The organism is Acinetobacter sp. UBA1297 (assembly GCF_002307755.1).
GTDB classification, from domain to species: Bacteria; Pseudomonadota; Gammaproteobacteria; order Pseudomonadales; family Moraxellaceae; genus Acinetobacter; species Acinetobacter radioresistens.
Map to the genome: position 1 here is coordinate 310,910 of NZ_DBUF01000028.1, position 21,992 is coordinate 332,901.

The 21,992-nt window shown below is 43.9% G+C and carries 21 protein-coding genes; 13 read left to right on the forward strand and 8 right to left on the reverse strand.

What is annotated here, in order from left to right; translation table 11 throughout:
- Positions 1-380: 380 nt before the first annotated feature.
- The 6 genes from B3R63_RS13430 to B3R63_RS13455 all read left to right on the forward strand — a co-directional run bounded on the left by B3R63_RS13430 (position 381) and on the right by B3R63_RS13455 (position 5,812).
- Positions 381-2,240 carry a DEAD/DEAH box helicase gene (locus B3R63_RS13430; protein ID WP_286731869.1) on the forward strand — a complete coding sequence of 620 codons (1,860 nt, stop codon included), beginning with the start codon at positions 381-383 and terminating at the stop codon, positions 2,238-2,240.
- 348 nt (positions 2,241-2,588) lie between these two features.
- Positions 2,589-3,407, forward strand: coding sequence for an ABC transporter ATP-binding protein (locus tag B3R63_RS13435; RefSeq protein WP_286731872.1), 819 nt, complete (start codon positions 2,589-2,591; stop codon positions 3,405-3,407).
- On the forward strand, positions 3,404-4,180 hold the full coding sequence (gene mlaE, locus B3R63_RS13440) for a lipid asymmetry maintenance ABC transporter permease subunit MlaE (protein ID WP_248131639.1): 777 nt from the start codon (positions 3,404-3,406) through the stop codon (positions 4,178-4,180). Before B3R63_RS13435 ends, mlaE begins: the two co-directional genes overlap by 4 nt.
- Positions 4,180-4,842, forward strand: a complete 663-nt coding sequence (locus B3R63_RS13445) for an outer membrane lipid asymmetry maintenance protein MlaD (protein WP_286731877.1) — start codon at positions 4,180-4,182, stop codon at positions 4,840-4,842. The genes mlaE and B3R63_RS13445 overlap by 1 nt, the downstream gene beginning before the upstream one ends.
- 17 nt (positions 4,843-4,859) lie before the next feature.
- Entirely contained in the window at positions 4,860-5,498 is a 639-nt protein-coding gene (locus B3R63_RS13450) for an MlaC/ttg2D family ABC transporter substrate-binding protein (RefSeq protein ID WP_286731879.1), read from the forward strand.
- A 23-nt stretch (positions 5,499-5,521) separates the two neighbouring features.
- Positions 5,522-5,812, forward strand: a complete 291-nt coding sequence (locus B3R63_RS13455) for an STAS domain-containing protein (protein ID WP_248087094.1) — start codon at positions 5,522-5,524, stop codon at positions 5,810-5,812.
- 34 nt (positions 5,813-5,846) lie between these two features.
- On the opposite strand, the gene B3R63_RS13460 is transcribed toward B3R63_RS13455, so the two are convergent.
- Positions 5,847-6,860, reverse strand: a complete 1,014-nt coding sequence (locus B3R63_RS13460; RefSeq protein WP_005407151.1) for a magnesium and cobalt transport protein CorA — start codon at positions 6,858-6,860, stop codon at positions 5,847-5,849.
- 164 nt (positions 6,861-7,024) lie between these two features.
- Here B3R63_RS13460 and B3R63_RS13465 point away from each other — a divergent pair, with 164 nt between their 5' ends.
- Both B3R63_RS13465 and B3R63_RS13470 read left to right on the forward strand, forming a co-directional pair.
- The gene (locus B3R63_RS13465; RefSeq protein WP_286731969.1) at positions 7,025-7,606 is read left to right on the forward strand and encodes a TIGR00730 family Rossman fold protein; all 582 of its coding nucleotides are present in this window, start codon (positions 7,025-7,027) and stop codon (positions 7,604-7,606) included.
- A gap of 9 nt (positions 7,607-7,615) precedes the next feature.
- Positions 7,616-8,017 carry an NUDIX hydrolase gene (locus B3R63_RS13470; RefSeq protein ID WP_286731885.1) on the forward strand — a complete coding sequence of 134 codons (402 nt, stop codon included), beginning with the start codon at positions 7,616-7,618 and terminating at the stop codon, positions 8,015-8,017.
- Here B3R63_RS13470 and B3R63_RS13475 read toward each other — a convergent pair.
- Positions 8,014-8,649 (reverse strand): ComF family protein, encoded by a 636-nt coding sequence (locus tag B3R63_RS13475; protein ID WP_286731888.1) that lies wholly within the window; start codon positions 8,647-8,649, stop codon positions 8,014-8,016. The genes B3R63_RS13470 and B3R63_RS13475 overlap by 4 nt on opposite strands.
- Positions 8,636-10,681, reverse strand: coding sequence for an ATP-dependent DNA helicase RecG (gene recG, locus B3R63_RS13480; RefSeq protein ID WP_286731891.1), 2,046 nt, complete (start codon positions 10,679-10,681; stop codon positions 8,636-8,638). Before recG ends, B3R63_RS13475 begins: the two co-directional genes overlap by 14 nt.
- A gap of 23 nt (positions 10,682-10,704) precedes the next feature.
- On the opposite strand from recG, the gene B3R63_RS13485 reads away from it, so the two are divergent.
- Positions 10,705-11,514, forward strand: a complete 810-nt coding sequence (locus B3R63_RS13485) for an NAD-dependent epimerase/dehydratase family protein (RefSeq protein WP_286731893.1) — start codon at positions 10,705-10,707, stop codon at positions 11,512-11,514.
- A 39-nt stretch (positions 11,515-11,553) separates the two neighbouring features.
- Here the strand turns inward: B3R63_RS13485 and plsB are convergent, their stop codons facing one another.
- A complete protein-coding gene (gene plsB, locus B3R63_RS13490) occupies positions 11,554-14,121 on the reverse strand; it encodes a glycerol-3-phosphate 1-O-acyltransferase PlsB (RefSeq protein ID WP_005024417.1) in 2,568 nt (855 codons plus the stop codon).
- A 289-nt stretch (positions 14,122-14,410) separates the two neighbouring features.
- Here plsB and B3R63_RS13495 point away from each other — a divergent pair, with 289 nt between their 5' ends.
- Both B3R63_RS13495 and B3R63_RS13500 read left to right on the forward strand, forming a co-directional pair.
- Positions 14,411-15,283: an acyl-CoA thioesterase gene (locus B3R63_RS13495; protein WP_286731898.1), complete on the forward strand. Its 873-nt coding sequence runs from the start codon at positions 14,411-14,413 to the stop codon at positions 15,281-15,283.
- A 143-nt stretch (positions 15,284-15,426) separates the two neighbouring features.
- Positions 15,427-16,674: a dicarboxylate/amino acid:cation symporter gene (locus B3R63_RS13500; protein WP_286731902.1), complete on the forward strand. Its 1,248-nt coding sequence runs from the start codon at positions 15,427-15,429 to the stop codon at positions 16,672-16,674.
- A gap of 97 nt (positions 16,675-16,771) precedes the next feature.
- Here B3R63_RS13500 and yihA read toward each other — a convergent pair whose 3' ends face one another.
- The 4 genes from yihA to B3R63_RS13520 form a co-directional block, all read right to left on the reverse strand.
- Positions 16,772-17,608 carry a ribosome biogenesis GTP-binding protein YihA/YsxC gene (gene yihA / locus B3R63_RS13505; protein ID WP_005018323.1) on the reverse strand — a complete coding sequence of 279 codons (837 nt, stop codon included), beginning with the start codon at positions 17,606-17,608 and terminating at the stop codon, positions 16,772-16,774.
- A 100-nt stretch (positions 17,609-17,708) separates the two neighbouring features.
- Positions 17,709-18,158 carry an RrF2 family transcriptional regulator gene (locus B3R63_RS13510; RefSeq protein ID WP_286731909.1) on the reverse strand — a complete coding sequence of 150 codons (450 nt, stop codon included), beginning with the start codon at positions 18,156-18,158 and terminating at the stop codon, positions 17,709-17,711.
- A gap of 102 nt (positions 18,159-18,260) precedes the next feature.
- On the reverse strand, positions 18,261-19,022 hold the full coding sequence (locus B3R63_RS13515; RefSeq protein ID WP_005018325.1) for a globin domain-containing protein: 762 nt from the start codon (positions 19,020-19,022) through the stop codon (positions 18,261-18,263).
- Between the two features lie 266 nt (positions 19,023-19,288).
- Positions 19,289-20,482, reverse strand: a complete 1,194-nt coding sequence (locus B3R63_RS13520) for a PLP-dependent transferase (protein ID WP_248131628.1) — start codon at positions 20,480-20,482, stop codon at positions 19,289-19,291.
- 161 nt (positions 20,483-20,643) lie between these two features.
- On the opposite strand from B3R63_RS13520, the gene B3R63_RS13525 reads away from it, so the two are divergent.
- Both B3R63_RS13525 and rpsJ read left to right on the forward strand, forming a co-directional pair.
- Positions 20,644-21,372 (forward strand): type 1 glutamine amidotransferase, encoded by a 729-nt coding sequence (locus B3R63_RS13525; RefSeq protein ID WP_286731911.1) that lies wholly within the window; start codon positions 20,644-20,646, stop codon positions 21,370-21,372.
- Between the two features lie 257 nt (positions 21,373-21,629).
- On the forward strand, positions 21,630-21,941 hold the full coding sequence (gene rpsJ / locus B3R63_RS13530) for a 30S ribosomal protein S10 (protein WP_000070912.1): 312 nt from the start codon (positions 21,630-21,632) through the stop codon (positions 21,939-21,941).
- Positions 21,942-21,992: the final 51 nt, after the last annotated feature.

The following is a 21,992-nucleotide window of genomic DNA, read 5'->3' on the forward strand; positions in this document are numbered from 1 at the left end:
AAATTAACTTAAAAATGAGTCAATTACTGCTAAAACCGCTCTTTATTTTAGATTTAATCGAAAAAAATGATTACTTTTTAAAATGTTTCTGGTATCATGCTGTCACGCACTTAAATTTCCGTTCATTACCTGAACATTCTCTTCTAATCATTGTGTATGCGCGTACTGTCCATAGAGAGGACTATTCCTCGCGCCCCAATCGCTTAAGCGATTCTTTCAGGTTGCGGCCGTAATCATGCGTGCGTTTAATCCACATCGTCGTTATTCGGATCGCTGCTGAATTCTATATTTTTTCAGCTTCTAGTCGCTGTGCCGCTTTGTGCCGATGTCCATATTTGTATTTATTAAATGGAGCACCCAAAACAGGGTGAACACTCTCTATGAGCAAAACTTTTGCTGAATTTTCTTTACATGAATCTCTTACCCAAGCACTGACAGACTTGGGCTTTACAGCGCCAACTGCTGTACAAGAACAGGCGATTCCTGCTGCCTTAGAAGGTAAAGACCTTCTTGTTTCAAGCCAAACTGGCTCTGGTAAAACTGCGGCATTCTTACTGCCAACATTAAATGCTCTTGCTGATCAAGATACTTTCCTGCCGTTTAAAGAACGTATGCGTGCAGTGACTCAACCGAATATTCTGGTGATTTCGCCTACTCGTGAATTAGCCCAGCAGGTTTGTCAAGATGCAATCGCGCTGGTACGTCACATGAAAGGTGTACGTATTGCTGCGATCATGGGCGGTATGCCTTTTGGTAAACAAATCCAGCAGTTAAAAGGCGCGCAGGTTGTAGTGGCCACTCCAGGCCGTCTGCTTGACTTGGTAAACCGTCGCCAGATTAAACTGGATAAAGTTGATGCGTTAATTGTAGATGAAGCTGACCGTATGCTTGACTTGGGCTTCTCTGAAGACCTGGAAGCCATCAGCGAACTTGCTCTAAACCGCAAGCAGACTTTAATGTTCTCTGCAACTTTTGCTGATCGTATCATTCGTCTTGCTGAATGCATGATGAAAGATCCAATGCGTATTGCTATTGAAACAGGTCATTCAACCAATACTGACATCACCCAGACATTACACTGGACTGATGGTTTTGAGCACAAGAAAAAACTGCTGACTCACTGGTTAGAAGACGAAACTCTGGATCAGGCTGTTGTGTTTGCAAGCACTCAAGAAGATACCGACATGCTGGCTGAAGAACTGGCTGAAGCGGGTCACTCTGTTGTTGCATTACATGGTGCGATGCCACAAACCGTACGTAACCGTCGTCTGCGCAGTATTCGTGAAGGCCGAGCTAAAATTCTAGTGGCAACTGATGTAGCTGCACGTGGTCTGGATGTACCAACCATTTCACACGTAATCAATTTCGGTTTACCGATGAAGCATGAAGATTATGTACACCGTATTGGTCGTACTGGTCGTGCTGGCCGTACCGGTAAAGCCATTACACTGGCAACTTACCGTGAACGTGGCAAGATCCGTGCTCTAGAAGATTACCTAGAAACTCGTCTGAATGTTTCAGAAATTGAAGGCCTAGAGCCATCTCCACCGCCGGCTCGTCCGCGTCGTGAAGGTGGTGGCGGTAAACGCCCGGGCGGCCGTGATGGTGGCCGTGGCGGTTTTGGTGGTGGTCGCCGCTTTGAAGGTGAATCAAACTTCAAACGTCGTGAAGGCGGTCGTGACGATCGTTCTCGTCGCAGTTTTGATGATAAACCGCGTGGCGAACGTCCATTTGGTGATGACCGTCCTAAGCGTGATTTTGGTGACCGTCCAGCCCGCCGTGATTTTGGCGACCGTCCACAGCGCAGCTTTGATGATAAGCCACGTGGTGAGCGTAGCTTTGGTGGTGCTGAACGCCCACGTCGTGAATTTAATTCAGACCGTCCACAACGTAGCTTTGGTGATCGTCCGCAATCACGCAGTTTTGGTGGTGAAGACCGTCCACGTCGCAGCTTTGATGATAAGCCACGTGGCGAGCGTAATTTTAGTGGCGATCGTCCACGTCGTGAAGGCGGGTTTAATGACAAACCACGTTTTGACTCAAATGATGACAACCGTGGAAACCGCGTAGATTATAAACCACGCACTGGTGGATTCCGTGCTGCGGGCGACCGTAGTGAGCGTCCAGCTGGTGGAGACCGTCCACGCCGCAGTTTTGATGACAAACCGCGTAGCTTTGGTGGTGAAGATCGTCCACGTCGCGACTTTGGCGGTGAGCGTCGCCGTAAATTTCAAGACTAAGCTGTAATAAAATAAAAAAGCCAGTTCGTGAACTGGCTTTTTTATACTTTTAATTTAATTAAGTTTAATGGGACAACATCTTATTTTTATAAAAATAATGAACCAATAAAAAAGAAGCGGTATCAAACGATTCATTTTGTATATGTCACTTTAAACTTCTTGAATATCAAGTTATAGCTTTAAAGTTTAAAGTCTTTTCAAATCTCGCTATTTGAATTAAATAGAATGATCTTGGCATTTTTTCTTAATCCTTTGGCACTCTCATAGGACAAATTGTTAAAATACAACCAAGTTTTAATGGTTCGATGCTATAGTAGGCGGGCTGAAAAAGGCAGGAAATTCTCAGTTATGAATTACCCAAGTTCTCTTGATACTCGGCCCCTGATTGAAATCAGGAACCTGAGTTTTAAACGTGGGGAACGTATCATTTATGACAATGTTAGTTTAAGCATCCGTCGTGGCCAGATTACTGCAATCATGGGCCCTTCCGGTACAGGTAAAACTACCTTACTACGCCTGATTGGTGGTCAACTTACACCTGATCAGGGCGAGATATTGCTTGATGGCCATAACATTGCCGAAATGTCGCGTTCAGAGCTGTTTGCAGCCCGTGCTCGTATGGGGATGCTGTTTCAAAGCGGTGCATTGTTTACAGATATGACTGTATATGAAAATGTCGCATTTCCATTGCGTGCTCACACGCAGTTGCCCGAGCACCTGATTACTGAACTTGTTGCACTTAAACTCGAGTCAGTCGGTTTGCGTGGTGCCGAACAAATGATGCCTTCTGAACTCTCAGGTGGCATGAACCGTCGTGTTGCACTGGCGCGTGCGATTGCTCTTGATCCTGAACTGATTATGTATGATGAGCCCTTTGCAGGACAGGACCCGATTGTCATGGGGGTACTTACCCGGCTGATCCGTTCTTTACGTGAAGCACTAGATCTGACGACAATTGTGGTTTCACATGATGTTGCCGAGACTCTTTCAATTGCTGATTATATCTATGTGATTGCAGAGGGCAAGATTCAGGGTGAGGGTACACCTGAACAGTTACAGGCTGATGCTTCACCCTTTGTTCGCCAGTTTTTAACTGGTGCTGTGGAGGGGCCTGTGGATTACCAATTTAGCCATCAGGCTTATCTGAAAAATGAGGTTGGTTCATGAATGCCATTGCCTGGTTAGGCCGACTTGTTATTGAACGGGTGCGTGGTATTGGTGTAGCAACCTTGATGTTGCTGCAGATTATATTTTCATTGCCGACCTGGCTTGGGGTAAAGCTATTTATTTACCAGATGTACCGGGTTGGAGTGATGTCGCTATTGATTATTACGGTCTCTGGACTCTTTATTGGACTGGTATTAGGACTGCAGGGCTATTCAATTCTGGTGAATGTGGGTAGTGAAGCCATGCTGGGCACCATGGTTGCCTTAACCTTACTGCGCGAACTGGCTCCAGTGGTTGCGGCGCTACTATTCGCTGGTCGGGCTGGTTCTGCACTGACAGCAGAAATTGGTCTCATGAAGGCCACTGAACAGCTTTCCAGTATGGAAATGATAGGGGTAGACCCGCTTAAACGCATCGTTTCACCACGTTTATGGGCAGGTATAGTAAGTCTTCCCATGCTTACCGTAATTTTTGGTGCAGTAGGCATACTGGGCGGCAAACTGGTCGGCGTAGATTTTCTGGGTGTAGATGAAGGCTCTTTCTGGAGTGGAATGCAAAGCAGTGTACAGTTCGGGCATGATGTAGTGAATGGCATCATCAAAAGTATTGTATTTGCATTAATCTGTACTTGGATTGCAGTTTATCAGGGCTATGCCTGTGAACCGACTTCAGAAGGCATCGCTACTTCAACCACCCGCACAGTAGTTTTTTCTTCATTATGTGTTTTAGGTTTTGATTTTGTGTTGACTGCGGTCATGTTCGGAGGGGTTTGATGAAATCACGTATTAGTGAGCTGGCCGTAGGTATTTTCGTTATTCTTTTCGGCATCGCTCTATTTTTTCTTGCCATGAAAGTCAGTGGTCTGGCGGGTACCAACTTACGTGACAGCTATGAAATGAGTGCTCAGTTCGACAACGTAAACGGACTGAAACCCAGAGCTAAAGTTACCATGAGTGGCGTCACAATTGGACGTGTAACTGATATTACATTAGATCCAGTGTCGCGTCTGGCCAAGGTGAATTTTGAGCTTGATGGTAAACTTACAGGTTTTAATCCTGAGCAGTTGAAAACTGTACAGCAAAATGCCATAGAGGAATTACGCTACAGTAGTGAATATGCTGCTGCGGCACCGGCACAACAAAAAGCTATGGAACAGCAACTGATCAGTAACATGAAATCCATCACCAGTATTGATGAAGATGCTTATATTATGGTGGCTACCAATGGATTGTTAGGCGAGAAATATCTGAAAATTGTTCCAGGCGGTGGACTGAACTATGTCAAACGTGGTGAAACAATTGCCAATACGCAGGGCACTATGGATCTGGAAGATTTAATCAGTAAATTTATTACAGGTGGTGCGGGTAAATCATCAGAAAGTTCGACAACTGAAACGGCTGAAGCAAATAATGCTCAGACTTCATTTGTCGAGTAATGTAGAGGAGTGATTGAGTGAAAACCTTATTTAAACAAACCCTGACAGTAAGTGTATTAACCAGCTTATTGGCAGGTACAGCATTTGCTGCACCTTCTGAAGCTCCTCCGGCTTTCATTAAACGTGTAGCAGATGGGTTGATTGGCCGTTTAAAAGCTGATCATAACAAGCTGCAAACTAATCCGGCTGCAGTCAAAACCATTGTACGTGAAAATCTGGACCCCTATATTGATTCCCAAGCATTTACACGCATTGTGATGGGTACTTACGCAACCAATCAATACAGTTCAGCTGCCCAGCGTGCTCAATTTGAGAAAAATTTCCGTGAAACTCTGATTGAAAATTATGGCAGTGCGTTTGCAAAATATAGTAACCAGTCTTACAGCATTCGTCCTTATAAAACCACTAACAGCAAAAATCCTGTAGTTACTGTCGACTTTAACAATAAGGGCGAGAAAATTCCGGTTTCTTTCCAGTTGGTAGATAAAGGTACGCAATGGAAAATCCGTAATATTAACGTCTCTGGTATCGACTTGGGCTTGCAGTTCCGTAATCAGTTTGCAGCTACGGTAAAACGTAATGGTGGTAATCTGGATAAAGCGATTGCAAACTTCCAGCCGGATGCAGATGCTGCAGTCAGTCAGGCAAAAAAATAAGGTTTAGTTAGGGCAGGTGCAGAGTGGTTGAATTAATTGGGCAGGAGCTTAAGGTTACTGGGAAAATTGATTACGCTAATGCGGAACAATATTATCAGCAGGGCCTCAAGCTTATTCAGTCTCAGCAGCATTACCCACTTACAGTTAACTTGGCTGGACTAGAACATGGGAGTACGCTGGCCTTGGCGGTGCTGATCCGCTGGTTAAGGCAAACTCCACAGGCTCAGGGTTTGCAATTTAAGAGTGTGCCAGACAAGATGATGAAAATCATTCAGGCCTGCCATCTGGAAAATGACTTGCAACTGCTTAGCTAAACTGAAAGTAAAAAAGCACCATAAGGTGCTTTTTTTATATCCATTTTTTCCAGCGGAAGTAAATTAAGGGGCCAACAAAAAAGGCAATCAATATACTGATGACTACCATGAAACTGGTGGTGCCTTTAGCAAATGGAAGCACATCAGTATTCATACCATAAACACTGGCAATCAGCATCGGTGGCGCCAGCATACTAGGTAAAATCGAGAAGCGACGGATCGTATCGCTCTGTTCAGTATTAATAAATCCTGAAGTTGTATCTAGCAGGAAGCGAACCTTTTGAAAGAGGAAAGCATCATGTTCAACCAAAGAACGTACATCTTCACTTAATTCACGAATATCTGCATCATAAATATGACTGCTCAGAGCACGCGGACGCGATAAAAAAGTTAGCACCCGGCGCAGGTCAATCAGGCAGAGCTGGGCTTTACCCAGTGTATCTTCTTGCTGGGCTAGCCGCGTAATCATGTCGTCCAGATCCAGAATCTGTTCGCGATGATGATTATTTAAGACCTCAGTAGAGTACTTTTCCAGATCCCTATGGATATCTTCTAATATATCCGCAAGTTCATCCAGTTTGGCTTCTAATAACCCTAATAAGATCCAGGTCGGATCTTTATAATCCATTTCATAATCATTACGGCGCGCACGTGCCCGGAATGCCCGAAATGCCACCAGTTTTTCGCCACGTAATGTGAATAGATGATTTTTATGTAAAATAAAAGCCACAGTCTGTACGGTAGCCAGTCGGTTCATTCCATCTTCAGTCTCATTATCGACTTGGTAATTTTTATTTTTCGTTAAAAAGTAGGTACTGATATGCAAAATTCCATCGTCATCGCGGTAGAATCGTGCTGAGGAAGAAATGTCTTCTAGAGACTTTAAAGTCGGTAAATTTTGGTTATAGGCATCTACGACCCATTGCTGTTCCTCCTGTGAGGGCGCAATCAGGTCAATCCATACAAGTTCTGGATGTAAATCAAAGCCACCATTAATAGTGGCATCTTCCAAACTACCGCGCTCTGTGGCGTAAAAGGCTTCAAGCATATCTTTGGCTCCCTTGCGCAGTATTGGCGTTCAAGATGGGTGAGTATTTTAGACAAGGATTGCCGGAAAAACACACCCCAACAGAGATTTTTTTAGTCTCCTTTGCAATTCTGCTTTAAGCTTACTTGAAAAGTATGAAAAATTTACAACATGGTCAACATATTATGAAAGCTATTGGTGTTTTTTGTGGTTCTGCCATTGGCACTGAGCCTGTTTTTTTAGAAACGGCCCAAGTAGTCGGACAGGCAATCGCCCAGCGTGGGCAGACTTTGGTTTATGGTGGGGGACGTTCTGGCTTAATGGGTGTTATTGCAGATAGCGCCCTACAGGCAGGGGGAGCAGTGATTGGCGTTATTCCCCATGCTTTAGTTGACCGTGAATTGGCACATCCAGACCTGACTGAATTGCATGTCGTTCAGAATATGCATGAGCGAAAGACTAAAATGTCAGAACTTTCAGACGGCTTTATTGCACTACCGGGCGGCGCTGGAACCTTGGAAGAAATATTTGAACAATGGACATGGGCTCAGTTAGGGATTCACCAAAAGCCTTGTGCTTTTTTAAACCTGGATGGCTTTTATAATGATCTGCTTAAAATGATTCAGTTTACAGTCGATAAAGGTTTTACTCATAGCCGGTTTGTTGAAAAATTAATTGCCTCGGATAATATCGAACAAATCTTGCAGCAGTTTGACCAGTATCAGCCGCCTGCACCGAAGTGGGGAACTTCTGGCGTAAATCCATAAGGCAAATTGATGAAAAAAATTACTGTGGCAGCTGCCGTAATTCTAAATAAAGAACATGAATTACTGGTAGTACGCAAGCAAAATACTCAATATTTTATGCAAGTTGGTGGCAAGCTGGAAATAAATGAGCCCCCAGAGCAGACAATTATCCGCGAGATTCAGGAAGAAATTGGTTGCGAGACACAAGTAGAGCAGTTCATTGGTCGTTTCGAAACACAGGCAGCTAATGAGCCTGACCATGAGCTGATCAGTTACCTATATCTGGTTGCTATAGCCCAATCACCCCGGATTGCCGCAGAAATTGCTGAAATGAAGTGGGTCAGACTGGATGATCAGACCACTTTGCTTGCTCCGCTGACTCGCGAGATTGTTATACCCTGGTGCGAGCAGCAATTGCTGGAAAAAAACTAGGCTGTTTCTGCGGCTGCAATGCACGCAGCAAAAATATGCTGGCAATCCAGCCGGGTCAGGGCTTGAGCCAAGGCCGAAAGTGAGCTGCCTGTAGTCACTACATCGTCTAGCATTAATACCCGGCGGTAACGCCGGCGTTCGGTGAGGATCGGCTGAAATTGCATTTCAATCTGGTTCAGACGTTCGAGTCGCGATAAGCCTTTTTGCGAATGCTGAGCTAGCCGAATTACAGGTTGCCAGACCGGAACATTCAGCTCACGGGCTAGAATTTTTGCAATGACCAGTGACTGATTATAGCCGCGTTCAATTAAACGTTCGGTTGATATGGGCATAGGCACAATGGCCTGAACTTTAGGTAACCTGAGGGTTAGCATCGATGCAGTCAGTAACTGCTGATAGTTTAACTGCTGCTCATATTTAAACTGCTGGATGATGCGATCTATTGGATACTGATATCCACAGGCAACATGAATGTTTAATTCTTGTCGTTCTACAGTCTGCCGATACCAAGGTAGCTGTTCCCAGCAATCATGACAAATCCCATGCTGCATTTGCAAACTGCTGCTACAAAGCGGGCAGGGTAGCAGCCGTGAGATAGGCCTGAGTAAAGAAGACGGGTTAAACATATGCATAACGTGGTGCCTCAGGTAACCAGCGCTTAAGTAAAGTTTCTGCATTTACAGGATAATCCTTGAGGACTTGTTCGGCTACATAGTGTGCCTGAGTCAGCAAATGATCGTCCCGCTCCAGTTTAGCCACGCGAAAGCCCATATCGCCCGTCTGCTTGGTTCCAAGTAGTTCCCCCGGACCCCGCAGTTCTAGATCTTTTTCGGCAATCACAAAGCCATCATTACTTTCCCTTAAAATGGAAAGTCGCTCCTGTCCATTTTGTGAAAGAGGAGTTTTATAAAGCAGGGCACAAAAGCTGGCTTTTGCTCCCCGCCCAACCCGGCCCCGTAACTGATGCAGTTGTGACAGCCCAAAGCGCTCGGCATTTTCTATCACCATAATTGAGGCATTAGGTACATCGACTCCGACTTCAATTACTGTAGTCGCGATCAGAAGTTGTAGTTCATTGTTTTTAAATTGTTGCATGACTGACTGCTTTTCATCAGCTTTCATTTTGCCGTGTACCAGTCCAATATTCAGGCTAGGAAAGCGTTCCTTAATTTCTGCATAAGTCGCTTCAGCAGCCTGGGCATCCAGTGTTTCGGACTGTTCTACCAAGGTGCAGACCCAATAAGCCTGTTTGCCCTCCTGACAGTTGGTAGCAATTCGCTGCAAAACTTCTTCACGGCGGTCAAGTGGTATAGTCACAGTCTGAATCGGTGTGCGTCCGGGAGGAAGCTCATCAATCACCGAAGTGTCGAGGTCACCGTAGGCACTCATGGCTAGAGTGCGTGGAATTGGTGTAGCTGTCATCACCAGCTGGTGTGGGGTCATCTGTTCAGCCCCTTTGTTACGTAAAGCCAACCGCTGATCGACACCAAAGCGGTGTTGCTCATCGATAATAACTAGACCTAAACGGGCAAACTCGACATTTTCCTGAAACAGGGCATGAGTGCCTACAACCAATTGAGCTAGTCCACCCCGTATAATTGCTTCTGCCTGTGTCCGGGCTTTACCTTTTTGTTTGCCTGATAGCCAAGCCACCTGAATGCCCAGTGGTTCGAACCAGCGTTTGAAATTTAAATAATGCTGTTCAGCCAAAATTTCTGTAGGTGCCATGAGTGCGACCTGCCAGCCGGCTTCTAGGGCATGACAGGCGGCCACTGCTGCAACTAGCGTTTTACCTGCACCTACATCACCTTGGACCAGCCGTAACATGGGTTGATGCTGCTTGAGATCAATCATGATCTCTTTAGATACTCTTCTTTGAGCGCCCGTCATATTAAAAGGCAGATTAGCCAATAATTTTTTAGCCAGTATTGTGCTGGGTTCAAAAGCGGGTGCTTCAATTTCACGGATATAAGCGCGCCGAGTTAACAGGCTGATCTGATGAGCGACCAGTTCTTCAAAAATAAGTCTTTGCTGTGCGGGGTGTGAACCTTGCATTAACTGTTGCATATTGGCATCAATGGGTGGCTCATGAATGTATTCAAGCGCTTCTTTTAAGGCGTAACCGTTGGTGAATTTTTCTGGTAAAAGTTCAGGAAGATTTTCGCTGTGCTGCTCGAGAGCTTGGCGTACGTATTCACGTAGCTTGGCTTGAGTTAGGCCCTCGGTAGAAGGATAAATGGCAGTTAAGCGGGTTTTAGGCAGAGCAGTTTGTGCACTGATTTGCTGAATTTCCGGATGGTAAAGTTCCAGTCCGCGTGCGCCTACTCTAACTTCACCGAATACCCGCAGCCGGTTGTCACTACGCATTTTATCAGTCAGGGCCTTGTAGATATGATAAAAGCGCAATGTAACCTTACCAAAATCATCTTCGAGCAATACCGCCATAGATTTGCGTTTGCCGGGCGGAAAATCGATAGAACTTACCGTTCCTTCAAGCAAATAGCTACGGCCCACGACAAGTTGGTTCATGGGAATAATAGTGCTACGATCTTCATAATCACGCGGAAGATGAAATAGCAGATCATCAGTAGTAAAAATATTCAGTTTCTCGAGTAATGCAGCTGACGCTGTACCGACACCCTGTAATTGATGGACTGTAGCCATGTCCCCCTAACTTAGGTCATACCATGCATATTCTATTTATTGGTTATGGTAAAACATCTCAAAGACTTGCAAAACAGTTATTTGAGCAAGGCCACCAAATTACCACAATCAGCCGAAGTCCGAAATTTGATCCTTATGCCACTCATCTGATTCAGGATGTACAGCAGGCTGACTTCAGCCAGATTCCCCCTGTTGATTGGGTGTATATTTTACTAAGTCCAGACCAAAGTACAGCTGAGGCATATCAACAGACCTATGTATCTCCAATTGAATCGTTAGCAGCTGCTTTAAATGGCCATCCGGTAAAACGTATTGTAGTAGTGTCATCTACCCGGGTCTATGGTGAACAGGCAGGACAGGAAATTAATGATGAAACTACAGTTTATCCATGTGATGAACAGGGCTTTCTATTACAATTAATGGAGCTGAAATGGCAGGCAGCCTGCCCTGAACAAGTGGTAGTTGTGAGGCCGACCGGAATCTATGGTACATCGGTTGCACGAATGCAAAAGTTGGCCCAGAGCCGAAAGACTTATCCAGACCTGCATTATAGCAACCGCATTCATATTGATGACCTGGTAGGTTTTCTGGCACTTCTAATCTGTATTGAAACTCCGCAACTGAGTTATATCGTAACGGATAACCGGCCTTTGCCTTTGCCTGGTATTATTCAGTGGTTTCAGCAGCAGCTAGGATTACCTATACTGGCCCTTGAGTCGCAGCAAGCCAGCGGTAAACAGGTATATGCCAGCCGTATGCTGGACAGTGGTTTTCAGCTTAATTATCCTGACTGTTTTCAGGTCTATGCTGACCTGTTAAGTCAGTCAGCTTAACCAGTTTAAAAAAAGCCGCTGTCAGCGGCTTTTTTTAAATTACTTTCTTTTGCGCATCAAGCGGCGTTTAGCTTGCTGTGCAGCCACTGCATTTAAAGCTTCTTGCAGTTCTTCATCACTAAAGTCAGTAATGTGATGCAACATTTGTAAGGTCACTTCATCCAGTACCAGTTTAGCACCTTCGGCCATATTGCTAAAACCGGCATCGAATTCAATTAGGCCATTCTCATTGGTACGGATATATTCTTGCTGGGTTAAGACTTTAATAAAGCTCTGGAACAGGGCCTTATCAAAGAATTCTGGTGAGTTAAATTCATAAAGTACAGACAGGCGCTGACCCAGCAGATGGCTTAAATCTTCAACCTGTTTTGCAGAAATGGTGCCAGAACCCCGTTGCGTAATTAGGGCCAAGGTCATGTAATAACGCTCTAGGCTCTGTTTTACTGGGGCGGCTAATACAACCAGCTGATTATGTTCTTCAGTATTTGGGGCAGAACTGAGCAGATTGCCTTCTTCATCCTGGCTCATCAGGCCACCTTGAATCAGGGCATCTGCATTTTGGCAAATCTGCTCTTTCAATTCATCAGTATTCCATTTCAGGAATAACTCGGCCTTCAGGAATGGATACAAAGTACGGATAACACTGATCAGATCGCCGCGGCTGATTTTACCATTGTGCTCAACCAGTGATGCAACCAGAGAAGGCAAAACAAACGAATGCAAAATATTATTGCGGAAATAGGTCAGTAAGACTGCCTGATTATCTTCAATTGCAATAATATCCCCCAGTACATGCTGAACCCGTTTGATCAGTTTTAGTTTCAAGCCATAGGCAATTATTTCTTTACCAGATAAAGGCGTAACCTGAGTACGTTCATCATAAGGCAGTGCAGAGGCCAGACGTCGGTAAGCATCAAGCTGTTTAATACATACTTCTTCATCAAGTGTATGTTTCGGAGTGGCCAGTAAGATGAGTGATAATAACGATACTGGATTAATTACCACCGCACGGTTGATATTTTCTAAAATAGCAACAGCCGAGCTATTAATTGCTTCTGAAACTGCTGCAGGAACCGGATCATCATTTTTCTCGATGACTATATTTTCGGCGCCGTGCTGTTTCAGCAAGTCATCTAGAAACACAGGTTCACCGAAATTTACGTGGACCTTACCAAAAATCCGTTCGATTTTACGCAGGGTCTGCAAGATTCCAAAAATAGATTCAGCTTCTTTTGGTTTGCCCTGCATTTCACCTACATACGTTGCGCCTTCCATGAGACGTTCATAGCCAATGTAGGTGGGTACAAAGGCAATAGGTTTAGCACGTCCACGTAGATGGCTATGCACAGTCATTGCCAGCATGCCGGTTTTAGGTGGCAGCAGACGGCCGGTACGTGAACGGCCACCTTCAATAAAGTACTCAAGCGGTGTATTACGTGACAGAATGCTATATAGATATTCTTTAAATACCGAAGTATACAGTGCGTTGCCACGAAAAGAGCGACGAATAAAAAATGCGCCCCCACCACGTAACAGCTGGCCCACGAATGGCATATTCAGGTTGTCGCCTGCCGCAATATACGGAACCATCAAACCACGCTTATAAATCACATAAGAAAGCAGCAGGTAGTCGATATGACTACGGTGACATGGTGTATAGATAATTTCATAGTCTTTTGCCAGTTCACGAACAGTATTAAAGTTATGTACTTCTACACCATCATAAAGCTGCGTCCAGAGGCGGGTCAGTGCCATATCGGCAAACCGTACTGCTGAAGCTGAATAATCCGATACGATCTCATTCAAGTAACCAATTGCACGGCGTTCAGCTTCCAGCATGCTAATTTTGCCACGGATGCTTTCACGGCGAATGGCTTCTTGAACATCACGCGATTTGATCAAAGACTGCATCACATTGCGACGGTCAGATAAATCTGGTCCGAGTACGACTTCGCGCTGGCAATCCAGATAGTCATTTAAGGTACTAATAATATAAGTCGCTGCTGAGAGGTTCGGATAATTTTCTTTGGCGTATTCAACCAGTGTACGTAAAGACTGGCCTTCATGAAATTCCAGATACGTTTCACGGCCATGTAAACCAATATTAACCAGCTGTTTGACTTTACCCGGCGTCGCCCAGGTATCTGTAAATAAAAGTTTAAACCAGGAATCTTCTTTATCTGGCGAGCGGCCCCAAAGCACAGTAACTGGCACCAGTTCAATATCGTACTGTGGATACTGGTCGAGAAGCTCAATCAGACGAAGTAAACGGGGTGGAAAATTATGAGCTGGCGGATTTAAAAGATTTTTTTCATCATGATGTTGCAGAAAAAGAACCGAAGCTTTTTCTTTATGCTCGGCAATGACCAGCGGGTCCAATGCCGGAGCAAGCTGTAAACGTCGGGTTTCTGCATCTACAATTAAGGCGTTACTGCGAGAATAGTTTTGCAGGACATAACAGGTAATTTTTTTATTAACTTCAGCCAATTCCTGCTCTTCAGCCGGTGACTTGCCTGGAACTTCGCCAATAACATGGGGGGTTACGACAAGGTCAAGCAGCTTGCTTGAAAGCCGCCGATACAACTGACCAAATCCACTCTTGGACATAAAAACTCCTAGCTAGACGACTGAAACCGGTATCCGGTCATCGACTGATTTTGTATTAAATCGAACAGAAAAACGGGTCTGCCATTTTCTGCTAAAACAGAAGAGAATGGCTAGCTTTTATCGTTAAAAATCGTATTTTTAGGGATTATAACCCAAAAGTAAATATGGCAGCAGCTCTCAGGAAAGTTTAGCGTTTTACTCAGAAAATATGGCAAAATAGTTTATCTATCTTGTTTTCGTTCATCATTTCATGGGGCTGTTTCGGTCTTCCATTCATTAAAGGTATCTTATGAATACTTTAACTCAAGAACTTGTTGAGCTTTTAACCCTGGAAAAGCTAGAAGATAATATCTATAGGGGAATAAGCCGCAACCTGGTCGGTAAACGGGTGTTTGGAGGCCAAGTACTTGGACAGGCCTTACGTGCAGCATCTTATACTGCGGACCGTCCCGCACACTCCATGCATGCTTATTTCCTGTTTGGTGGCGATGTTAATGCGCCTATCATTTATGAGGTTGAACGTCTGCGTGATGGAAAAAGCTTTATCAGTCGTCAGGTGCGAGCCATTCAGCATGGACGTACCATTTTTTCTGCGATGGTGTCTTTTGCAGAACCGGAAGAAGGTTTGAACTACCAGCATCAGGAACCAAGTTATCCTGCACCTGAAACACTAAAAGCCGAGCAGGAGTTAAAAGAAGGTTTAATCAGCTTTATCCCTGAAAATGTACGTGCCAGCTTTATGCGGGACCGTCATATTGAAATCCGTCCGGTAAATGTAGATAACCCGTTTCAGCCCCAACCTGAAGCGCCTTATTATGCCCACTATTTACGGACCCATGACCAGATTGCAACCGAAGTCGATGAAATTTCCCTGCATCAGGCTATTGTAGCGTTCTATTCTGATTTCACCTTGATGACCACAGCGCTACGTCCACATGGCTTAAGCTATCTTTCACCAAGTCTGCAATGTGCCAGTCTGGATCATGCAATTTATTTCCATCGCCCTTTGCGTGCGGATGAATGGATGTTATATGACATGGAGGCAACAGTCAGTGCCAGCTCACGTGGTTTAAACTTTGGCCGCATGTGGCAAAATGGCCAGCTAGTGTGCAGTACTGTACAAGAAGGCCTGATGCGTTTACGTGAAATTGAAACCCAGTAATATCTGCTAAAAAGTACATTCTAAAAGCCCTCCTCAGGGAGTGGCTTTTAAATATTAATAAAAGTCCCTATAAATAGCCTCGATTCTTGTGGAAGCTCATGGCATAGTGCCTGAAAGGGACTACTTGATTACTACTTACTCTAATGAGCCTAAATACACAGATTCTATTTGCTGCCATTATCGGGCTGGCTTTCGGTTTTTTCTTAAAATATAACCCTGACCTCAGTTTTTTTGACAGCAGTATTTATCTGCTCGGCATTGCCAGCAGTATATTTATTGGTTTGCTCAAGATGTTGCTCATTCCACTCATTTTCAGCTCGATTGTGGTTGGTGTTTCTAACCTACAGTCTGGTGGGCAATTGGGCCGGGTCTGGAAAACCACGTTAATTTGCTGTGTGACCACTACAACCCTGGCACTAATTTTAGGTATTGGTTGTGCCCATCTGTTTGAAGTGGGTAAAGGGATGAATATTAATTTATTCCAGGAAGCCATGCAGTCACATCAGACCCCAGATACAATGACACCGTCTGCTTTTTTTACCAATTTTATTCGAAATACTCTTATTAACCCGTTTAAAGCTTTTAGCGATGGTAATGTGCTGGCTGTAGTAGTGTTTGCATTGTTTCTTGGGGTTGCACTGGTGAAAGGCGGGGAGAGGTTTAATTTGATTCGCGGACTGAGTCAGCAGTTTTTTGATCTGATGATGATGTTGGTCGGTTGGGTCATGAAACTGGCTCCCTTGGGTATTTTGGTACTCCTGGCAAAACTGGTCGCGACTGAAGATATTTCTATTTTGAGTCGACTGGCTGAATTTGCTGCAGTAGTAACCGGCACAACAATTTTTCATGGACTGGTAGTCTTGCCGCTACTGCTCTGGATTTTTGGCCGGATGTCACCGATACGCTTTTTCCGTGGTGCACGTATTCCTTTGGTAACAGCTTTTGCAACCAGTTCGAGTTCAGCAGTCATGCCTTTGAGCCTGAAGGCTGCACAGGAGAATCTGGGAGTACGACCTCATATTGCCGGTTTTGTAATTCCTTTGGGCACACAGCTTAATATGGATGGGACGGCTCTTTATGAAGCTGCGGCGGCTTTATTTATTGCGAACCTGATCGGGCTGGACTTAAGCTTGGGACAACAGGTAATTGTCTGCCTGACTGCCATGATTGCTTCATTAGGAGCCCCGGGAATTCCAAGTGCGGGAATGGTTACCATGATTATGGTATTACAGTCAGTAGGTTTGCCTGCCGAAGCAATTGCTATTTTACTGCCGATTGACCGTTTACTTGATACAGTGCGTACTGTAGTGAATGTGCAGGGTGATATGATGATTAGTGTAGTGGTAGACCGTTATAGCCAGCCGGCTAAAGATCTCCAGTCCGAAGTTTAAAAGAACTGTGTTCCGTATTTCCTTAACATGGACTGCAAAGTATTCCTACCGGAAAAAGAATCTATTCCGGTAGGATAATTTCTGTATCTTTACCGGGCTATTCTGGTTTTTGTTCAGCGTGCTGTTCTGGTAAAAAGTCTTCCAGTTCTTCTACAGTATCCGCTTCATCTTCTTCAACTGCTTCTGGAATACTGTCCAGATCAAACTGTGTAGACTGTTCTAGCGTAAAGTTCAGACGACCCGCCATAACACTGGCCAGCTCTTCTAACCCCTGTTTGTTCAATGAAGAAAATAGCTGGATCGAGAAATTGAGCTTCATCTTCTTCAATTCCTGCTTGACCTCAAGCAAAGTTTTATTAGCCGGACCGCGGTTTAACTTGTCTGCTTTCGTCAACAGGATATGTACAAACAGTTTCCGGGAATGGGCCCATTCCAGCATCATGGTATCGAAATGCTGTAACGGATGACGGATATCCATGAGCAGTACTAAACCTTGCAGGCTTTCACGGTGAATCAGATAGTTTTCCAGTTCTTTTTGCCAGACAATTTTCATGGTCTCTGGAACGGCCGCATAACCATAACCAGGTAAATCTACCAGACGCTGGTCAGGATTACCCAGACTAAAAAAGTTGATCATCTGGGTACGGCCAGGCTTTTTAGAGGCACGTGCTAGTTGTTTTTGGTTGGTTAATGCATTAATAGCACTGGATTTTCCAGCATTTGAACGACCTGCAAATGCAATTTCGTAACCAGTATCTTCAACACAAAGCGAAAGCTTGGGTGCACTCATCAGGAACTCGGCTTTACGTAACCAGTTTAGTGCCCGTACAGAGTATTCGGTAATAGCAGGGTCCAGCGCTTTTTCATAGCTGATTTTCTGCCTAGGCGCCTGCGCCGTTTTACTGTTTTTAGATTTACCACTGCTGCGATGCATAGCACTTCACTTGCGTTACTGAGATTACAGCGCCTAGTATAAAGGAAGTAAAGGATTCTCGCGAATCTTGTACTATCAAGTTATACAGATTAGCAAAAATTCAGGAAAGATTAAGTAAAGCAATTGCTGAATAAGTAGAGAGATGTGGTTGAACAGGCTGAATATTTAGAACCTGGCCCAATGTATATTGGTTCAGACTCTGATAGAACTGTTCAACTGCTGTATCTAAAATACCTTTAAGGCCACAATCTGAACGAAGCACACAAGGCGGTGAATTGCATTCTACAATTGGCTGGTCACCTTGCAGTATCCGAACAATATCACCTACACGTGAATCAAGTGCCTGCGGATTCAGCTGAATACCGCCCCCTTTGCCACGTAATGTAATCAGCCAGCCCTGTTTACCCATAAAATGTACAATCTTGACCAGATGATTATGGGAAATCTGTAGATCTACTGCAATTTCTGCAATGGTATATGGCGTATTTCTTGGACGTGAAATATACATCAAGCTACGCAAAGCATAATCAGTGAATTTATTTAATTGCATGACCAGCCAGCTTTGGAAACAGGGAAATAGGACACTATCTTAGCCTGAAAGCTTCCCGAAAGAAACTTTCAGTACATTATATAAATCTTTATATTCATAAGATCAAAAACTTACCGGCGCAGTCACATCCACCTGGTCACCTGCTTTATAGTGATTAAGCAGAATGTCTTCTACAGAGTATTCCGTCGGGGTTGGGTCAGGCTTGACCACAAATGTATAACTATTTTCTTGAGCTTCCTGAAAACTGAACTGTAATGGTTGTAACAGTTCCTGACCAGGAACATGGACACGGACTGAAATAAACGCGCCCGCATCAGCCGGAGAAATTGGCTGGCCATCTGCTGATTCTATGGTAAAGCGTTTACCACCTTCTACATCTTCAACCTGTGTAATCTTGAAAGGACGCCAGCCAGCCCAACCACCTTGATGCTCTGCCAGATTGCTGTATTTCTGTTTTTCCACCCCAATTAAAATATCTGCCAATTGTAAATAAGCCTGTTTCCATGCTTCGATCAATTCCGATTCGAATGGTACATCCAGTACTTCACTAATCGAATGCAATAAATTATCACCCACGATTGCATATTGATCAGGTTGAATGTCGAGGCTGACATGTTTGGTAGTGATGCGTTCAACGGCCTTAGCTAAAACAGCAGGATTCTCAATGTGCTCTGCATAAGCTAGTACCGCAGCAGCTAGTGCGCGTGGCTGGCGTCCTGTACTTTGATGGTCCAGATTGAAGACATTTTTTAATTCTGGATGGTTGTTTAGCATGCGTTTGTAGAAATAGCTGGTTAATGCCACACCATTTTCACGCAGTACAGGAACAGTAGATTGGACCAGTTCGATTTGTTGTGAATTCATGTTGAGAATCTCAAGGTATCTAAAAAGATATATTTAAAATACATTTTTAAAAATTGTTATGCAATAGATTGCTCATACAAAAACCATATTTTTTTTATGGTTTAAGATAAGCGGTTCTAATTAAATATGAAATAATCATAAATAAAAGCGAAAAATTGTAGTTATATTGAACAATCTACTATTAATTAAATTTAATCAGTCCATTAAGAATATAATTTTTATGACATGAATAAAAAAAGAGGAGAGTAAGCTCTCCTTAATTAAAATTATCTTAGAACCTGTAAAGCTTGCTGAATATCAGTTATCAGGTCATCTACAGCTTCAAGACCAATACAAAAACGGACTAAAACACCCTCTTTTAGGTGGGTATATTCAAGCGTCCGCATCTCTTTGAGCTGATACAGCATAACTAAACTGACCGGTCCACCCCAGCTAAAGCCTAGCTTAAAGAGTCTGAGCTGGTCACAAAATTTTCGTACTGACTCAAGATCATATTCAGGTTTAAAAATAACGCTGACTAGTCCGGCACTTTGTTTATCTATACAGGTTTCTTTCCAATATTGATGACCGGGTGAATTTTCATCTGCGGGATGTAATACCTGTACAAACTCAGGCTGCTGCTTCAACCAGTTCAAGAGCACAATGGTATTGGCAGACTGCTGCCGATAGCGAAGTTGCATATGAGCCAGACTGCGTTGTATCTGGGCTGCATCATCTCCAGAAATCGAGATTCCCTGAATGGCATGCATGCGAAACAGTTGTTGATATAGTTTCCGGTCACGTGTAACTACACTTCCCATTAGAATGTCAGCACCGCCACTTGGGTATTTGGTCAGGGCATGGACTGTCAGGTCTACACTCAAATGCTCATCAGAGAAATCAAAAGCATTAAAAGCAAGACCGGCTCCCCAGGTATTATCTAGTGCAGTAAGTATTCCTGACTGCCGGGCTTTTCTAACCAGTCTTTTTAAATCTGGAAACTCCAGACTGACTGATCCTGCTGCTTCCAGCCATAAAAGTTTGGCCTTTGAAGTAGGCTGAAAACTTTCATACTCCAGCGCATTATAAATTTTAACCTCAATACCATAACGTTGATGCAGATTGCGCAAATGCTCCATGTTTGGACCATAAATATTGTCTGGAACCCACACCTCATCCCCGTGACTTAAGAAACAGGAATTGACCAGATTAATTGCTGATAGCCCGCTAGGGGTAAGCAGACTGTGCTGTCCACCTTCAATCTGGGCAATATTATCTGCCAGGGTAAAAGTTGTCGGTGTACCGTGTGTGCCATAACTATAATCATATGCATCAGTCCAGTGCCGGTTAAACAGAGCATCGGTGTTTTTAAAAATGATAGTGGATGCACGAAAGAGGGGAGGCTGCACTGTTTCAATATATTGTGGAGCTTTACGTGGTGCGTGAACTAGGCACGTCTGTTTATTCTGAATCTTAGACATAATAAACTGGTAACGCTAATGTGGATTAAAATGACAGATAAAGTGATTTTTCCAGATTTTGCAAATGGATTTGTGAAAATGCGTAATCAATTTTTCACTTATCCAAAATTGGCGTCATTTTTGCAAATATTTGGCTAATACATTAATGATTGGTCAATACTATGAAAAAAAATTTAAAGGTCCATTATTTTCAACATATTGCCGGTGAGGGTTTTGGGAGTTGTTACGATTTTTTACGTCAGCATCAAGCCCAGATTAGTGCAACAGAATTTTTTGCCTTGCCTTTTAACCTTCCCGTAGATCTTGAGGCTCTGCCTAATATTGATGATGTCGACTTGCTAATTGTCATGGGTGGAAAAATGAGTGTAAATGATGAAGCACTCTATCCATGGTTAAAAGTAGAAAAGCAGTGGATTCGCCGTTATATTTCAGCTGGAAAACCGGCAATTGGTCTGTGTCTGGGCGGACAGTTGATTGCCAATGCGCTGGGTGCAGAAGTTAAGCCTAATCATCATCAGGAACTTGGCTGGACGACAGTTTACCGTAGCCGAACTGTTCCCAAAGACTGTTTTGCTCTACCTGCCCAGTTTGAAGTAATGCAATGGCATCGGGAAACATTTGAAATTCCTCACGGGGCTATCCAGTTAGCAGAAAACCCAGCATGTGCCAACCAGATGTACCAGGTCGGAAAAAATGTACTGGGTTTCCAGTTCCATCCAGAAATCACTCCAAATACCTTGAGGCTTTTTCTGGATGATGATGAGGAGTTATCCATATTCAACGGTGATTACACACAGTCCGCAATACAATTAAAAAAATCGGTTTCCGAACAGTTTGTCGTGGGGAACTCTATTTTGAATGAAGCGATTCAATACGTATTGCGTAGTTAACATACCAGTGCTCCTTAAATATCAAATAACCCAGATAAAATCAGGAAAATTGAAAAAGAGAATTGCGTAAGAGTTAAACAATCGTTATAATGAGCAACCCCTAAATTTGGGGCACTAACGGCGAATAAAGTCGTTAGGATCGTGACAGTCGTGGCATCGATCATGACCTTAGTGATTTTCACTGCCTTTGACACTTACCAATAGGTGAGGTGCGTCAAGGGTGATTCTTTATATATTTTGGCTTGGAGTTTACTGGTATGTCTAACCAGAGAATCCGTATCCGTCTTAAGTCTTTTGATCATCGTCTGATTGATCAATCTGCTCAAGAGATCGTAGAAACCGCTAAGCGTACTGGCGCACAAGTGTGTGGTCCAATTCCGATGCCTACTCGCATCGAACGCTTCAACGTTCTTACTTCACCGCATGTAAACAAAGATGCGCGTGATCAGTACGAAATCCGCACCTATAAACGTCTGATCGATATCGTTCAGCCAACAGACAAAACTGTTGATGCGCTGATGAAATTGGATCTTGCGGCTGGTGTTGACGTTCAGATCGCATTGGGTTAAGGCTTTCGGTTAATTAGCTCCTAAGTTAATTAAGCCGCTTTTTTAGAGGTT

Coding starts and splice junctions, on each gene's coding strand:
- B3R63_RS13435 (WP_286731872.1), top strand. CDS start 2,589: ATGAATTACCCAAGTTCTCTTGATACTCGGCCCCTGATTGAAATCAGG.
- B3R63_RS13485 (WP_286731893.1), top strand. CDS start 10,705: ATGCATATTCTATTTATTGGTTATGGTAAAACATCTCAAAGACTTGCA.
- B3R63_RS13515 (WP_005018325.1), bottom strand. CDS start 19,022: ATGAATTCACAACAAATCGAACTGGTCCAATCTACTGTTCCTGTACTG.
- rpsJ (WP_000070912.1), top strand. CDS start 21,630: ATGTCTAACCAGAGAATCCGTATCCGTCTTAAGTCTTTTGATCATCGT.
- B3R63_RS13510 (WP_286731909.1), bottom strand. CDS start 18,158: ATGCAATTAAATAAATTCACTGATTATGCTTTGCGTAGCTTGATGTAT.
- yihA (WP_005018323.1), bottom strand. CDS start 17,608: ATGCATCGCAGCAGTGGTAAATCTAAAAACAGTAAAACGGCGCAGGCG.
- B3R63_RS13445 (WP_286731877.1), top strand. CDS start 4,180: ATGAAATCACGTATTAGTGAGCTGGCCGTAGGTATTTTCGTTATTCTT.
- B3R63_RS13500 (WP_286731902.1), top strand. CDS start 15,427: ATGAGCCTAAATACACAGATTCTATTTGCTGCCATTATCGGGCTGGCT.
- mlaE (WP_248131639.1), top strand. CDS start 3,404: ATGAATGCCATTGCCTGGTTAGGCCGACTTGTTATTGAACGGGTGCGT.
- B3R63_RS13430 (WP_286731869.1), top strand. CDS start 381: ATGAGCAAAACTTTTGCTGAATTTTCTTTACATGAATCTCTTACCCAA.
- recG (WP_286731891.1), bottom strand. CDS start 10,681: ATGGCTACAGTCCATCAATTACAGGGTGTCGGTACAGCGTCAGCTGCA.
- B3R63_RS13465 (WP_286731969.1), top strand. CDS start 7,025: ATGAAAGCTATTGGTGTTTTTTGTGGTTCTGCCATTGGCACTGAGCCT.
- plsB (WP_005024417.1), bottom strand. CDS start 14,121: ATGTCCAAGAGTGGATTTGGTCAGTTGTATCGGCGGCTTTCAAGCAAG.
- B3R63_RS13525 (WP_286731911.1), top strand. CDS start 20,644: ATGAAAAAAAATTTAAAGGTCCATTATTTTCAACATATTGCCGGTGAG.
- B3R63_RS13470 (WP_286731885.1), top strand. CDS start 7,616: ATGAAAAAAATTACTGTGGCAGCTGCCGTAATTCTAAATAAAGAACAT.
- B3R63_RS13520 (WP_248131628.1), bottom strand. CDS start 20,482: ATGTCTAAGATTCAGAATAAACAGACGTGCCTAGTTCACGCACCACGT.
- B3R63_RS13495 (WP_286731898.1), top strand. CDS start 14,411: ATGAATACTTTAACTCAAGAACTTGTTGAGCTTTTAACCCTGGAAAAG.
- B3R63_RS13460 (WP_005407151.1), bottom strand. CDS start 6,860: ATGCTTGAAGCCTTTTACGCCACAGAGCGCGGTAGTTTGGAAGATGCC.
- B3R63_RS13475 (WP_286731888.1), bottom strand. CDS start 8,649: ATGCATATGTTTAACCCGTCTTCTTTACTCAGGCCTATCTCACGGCTG.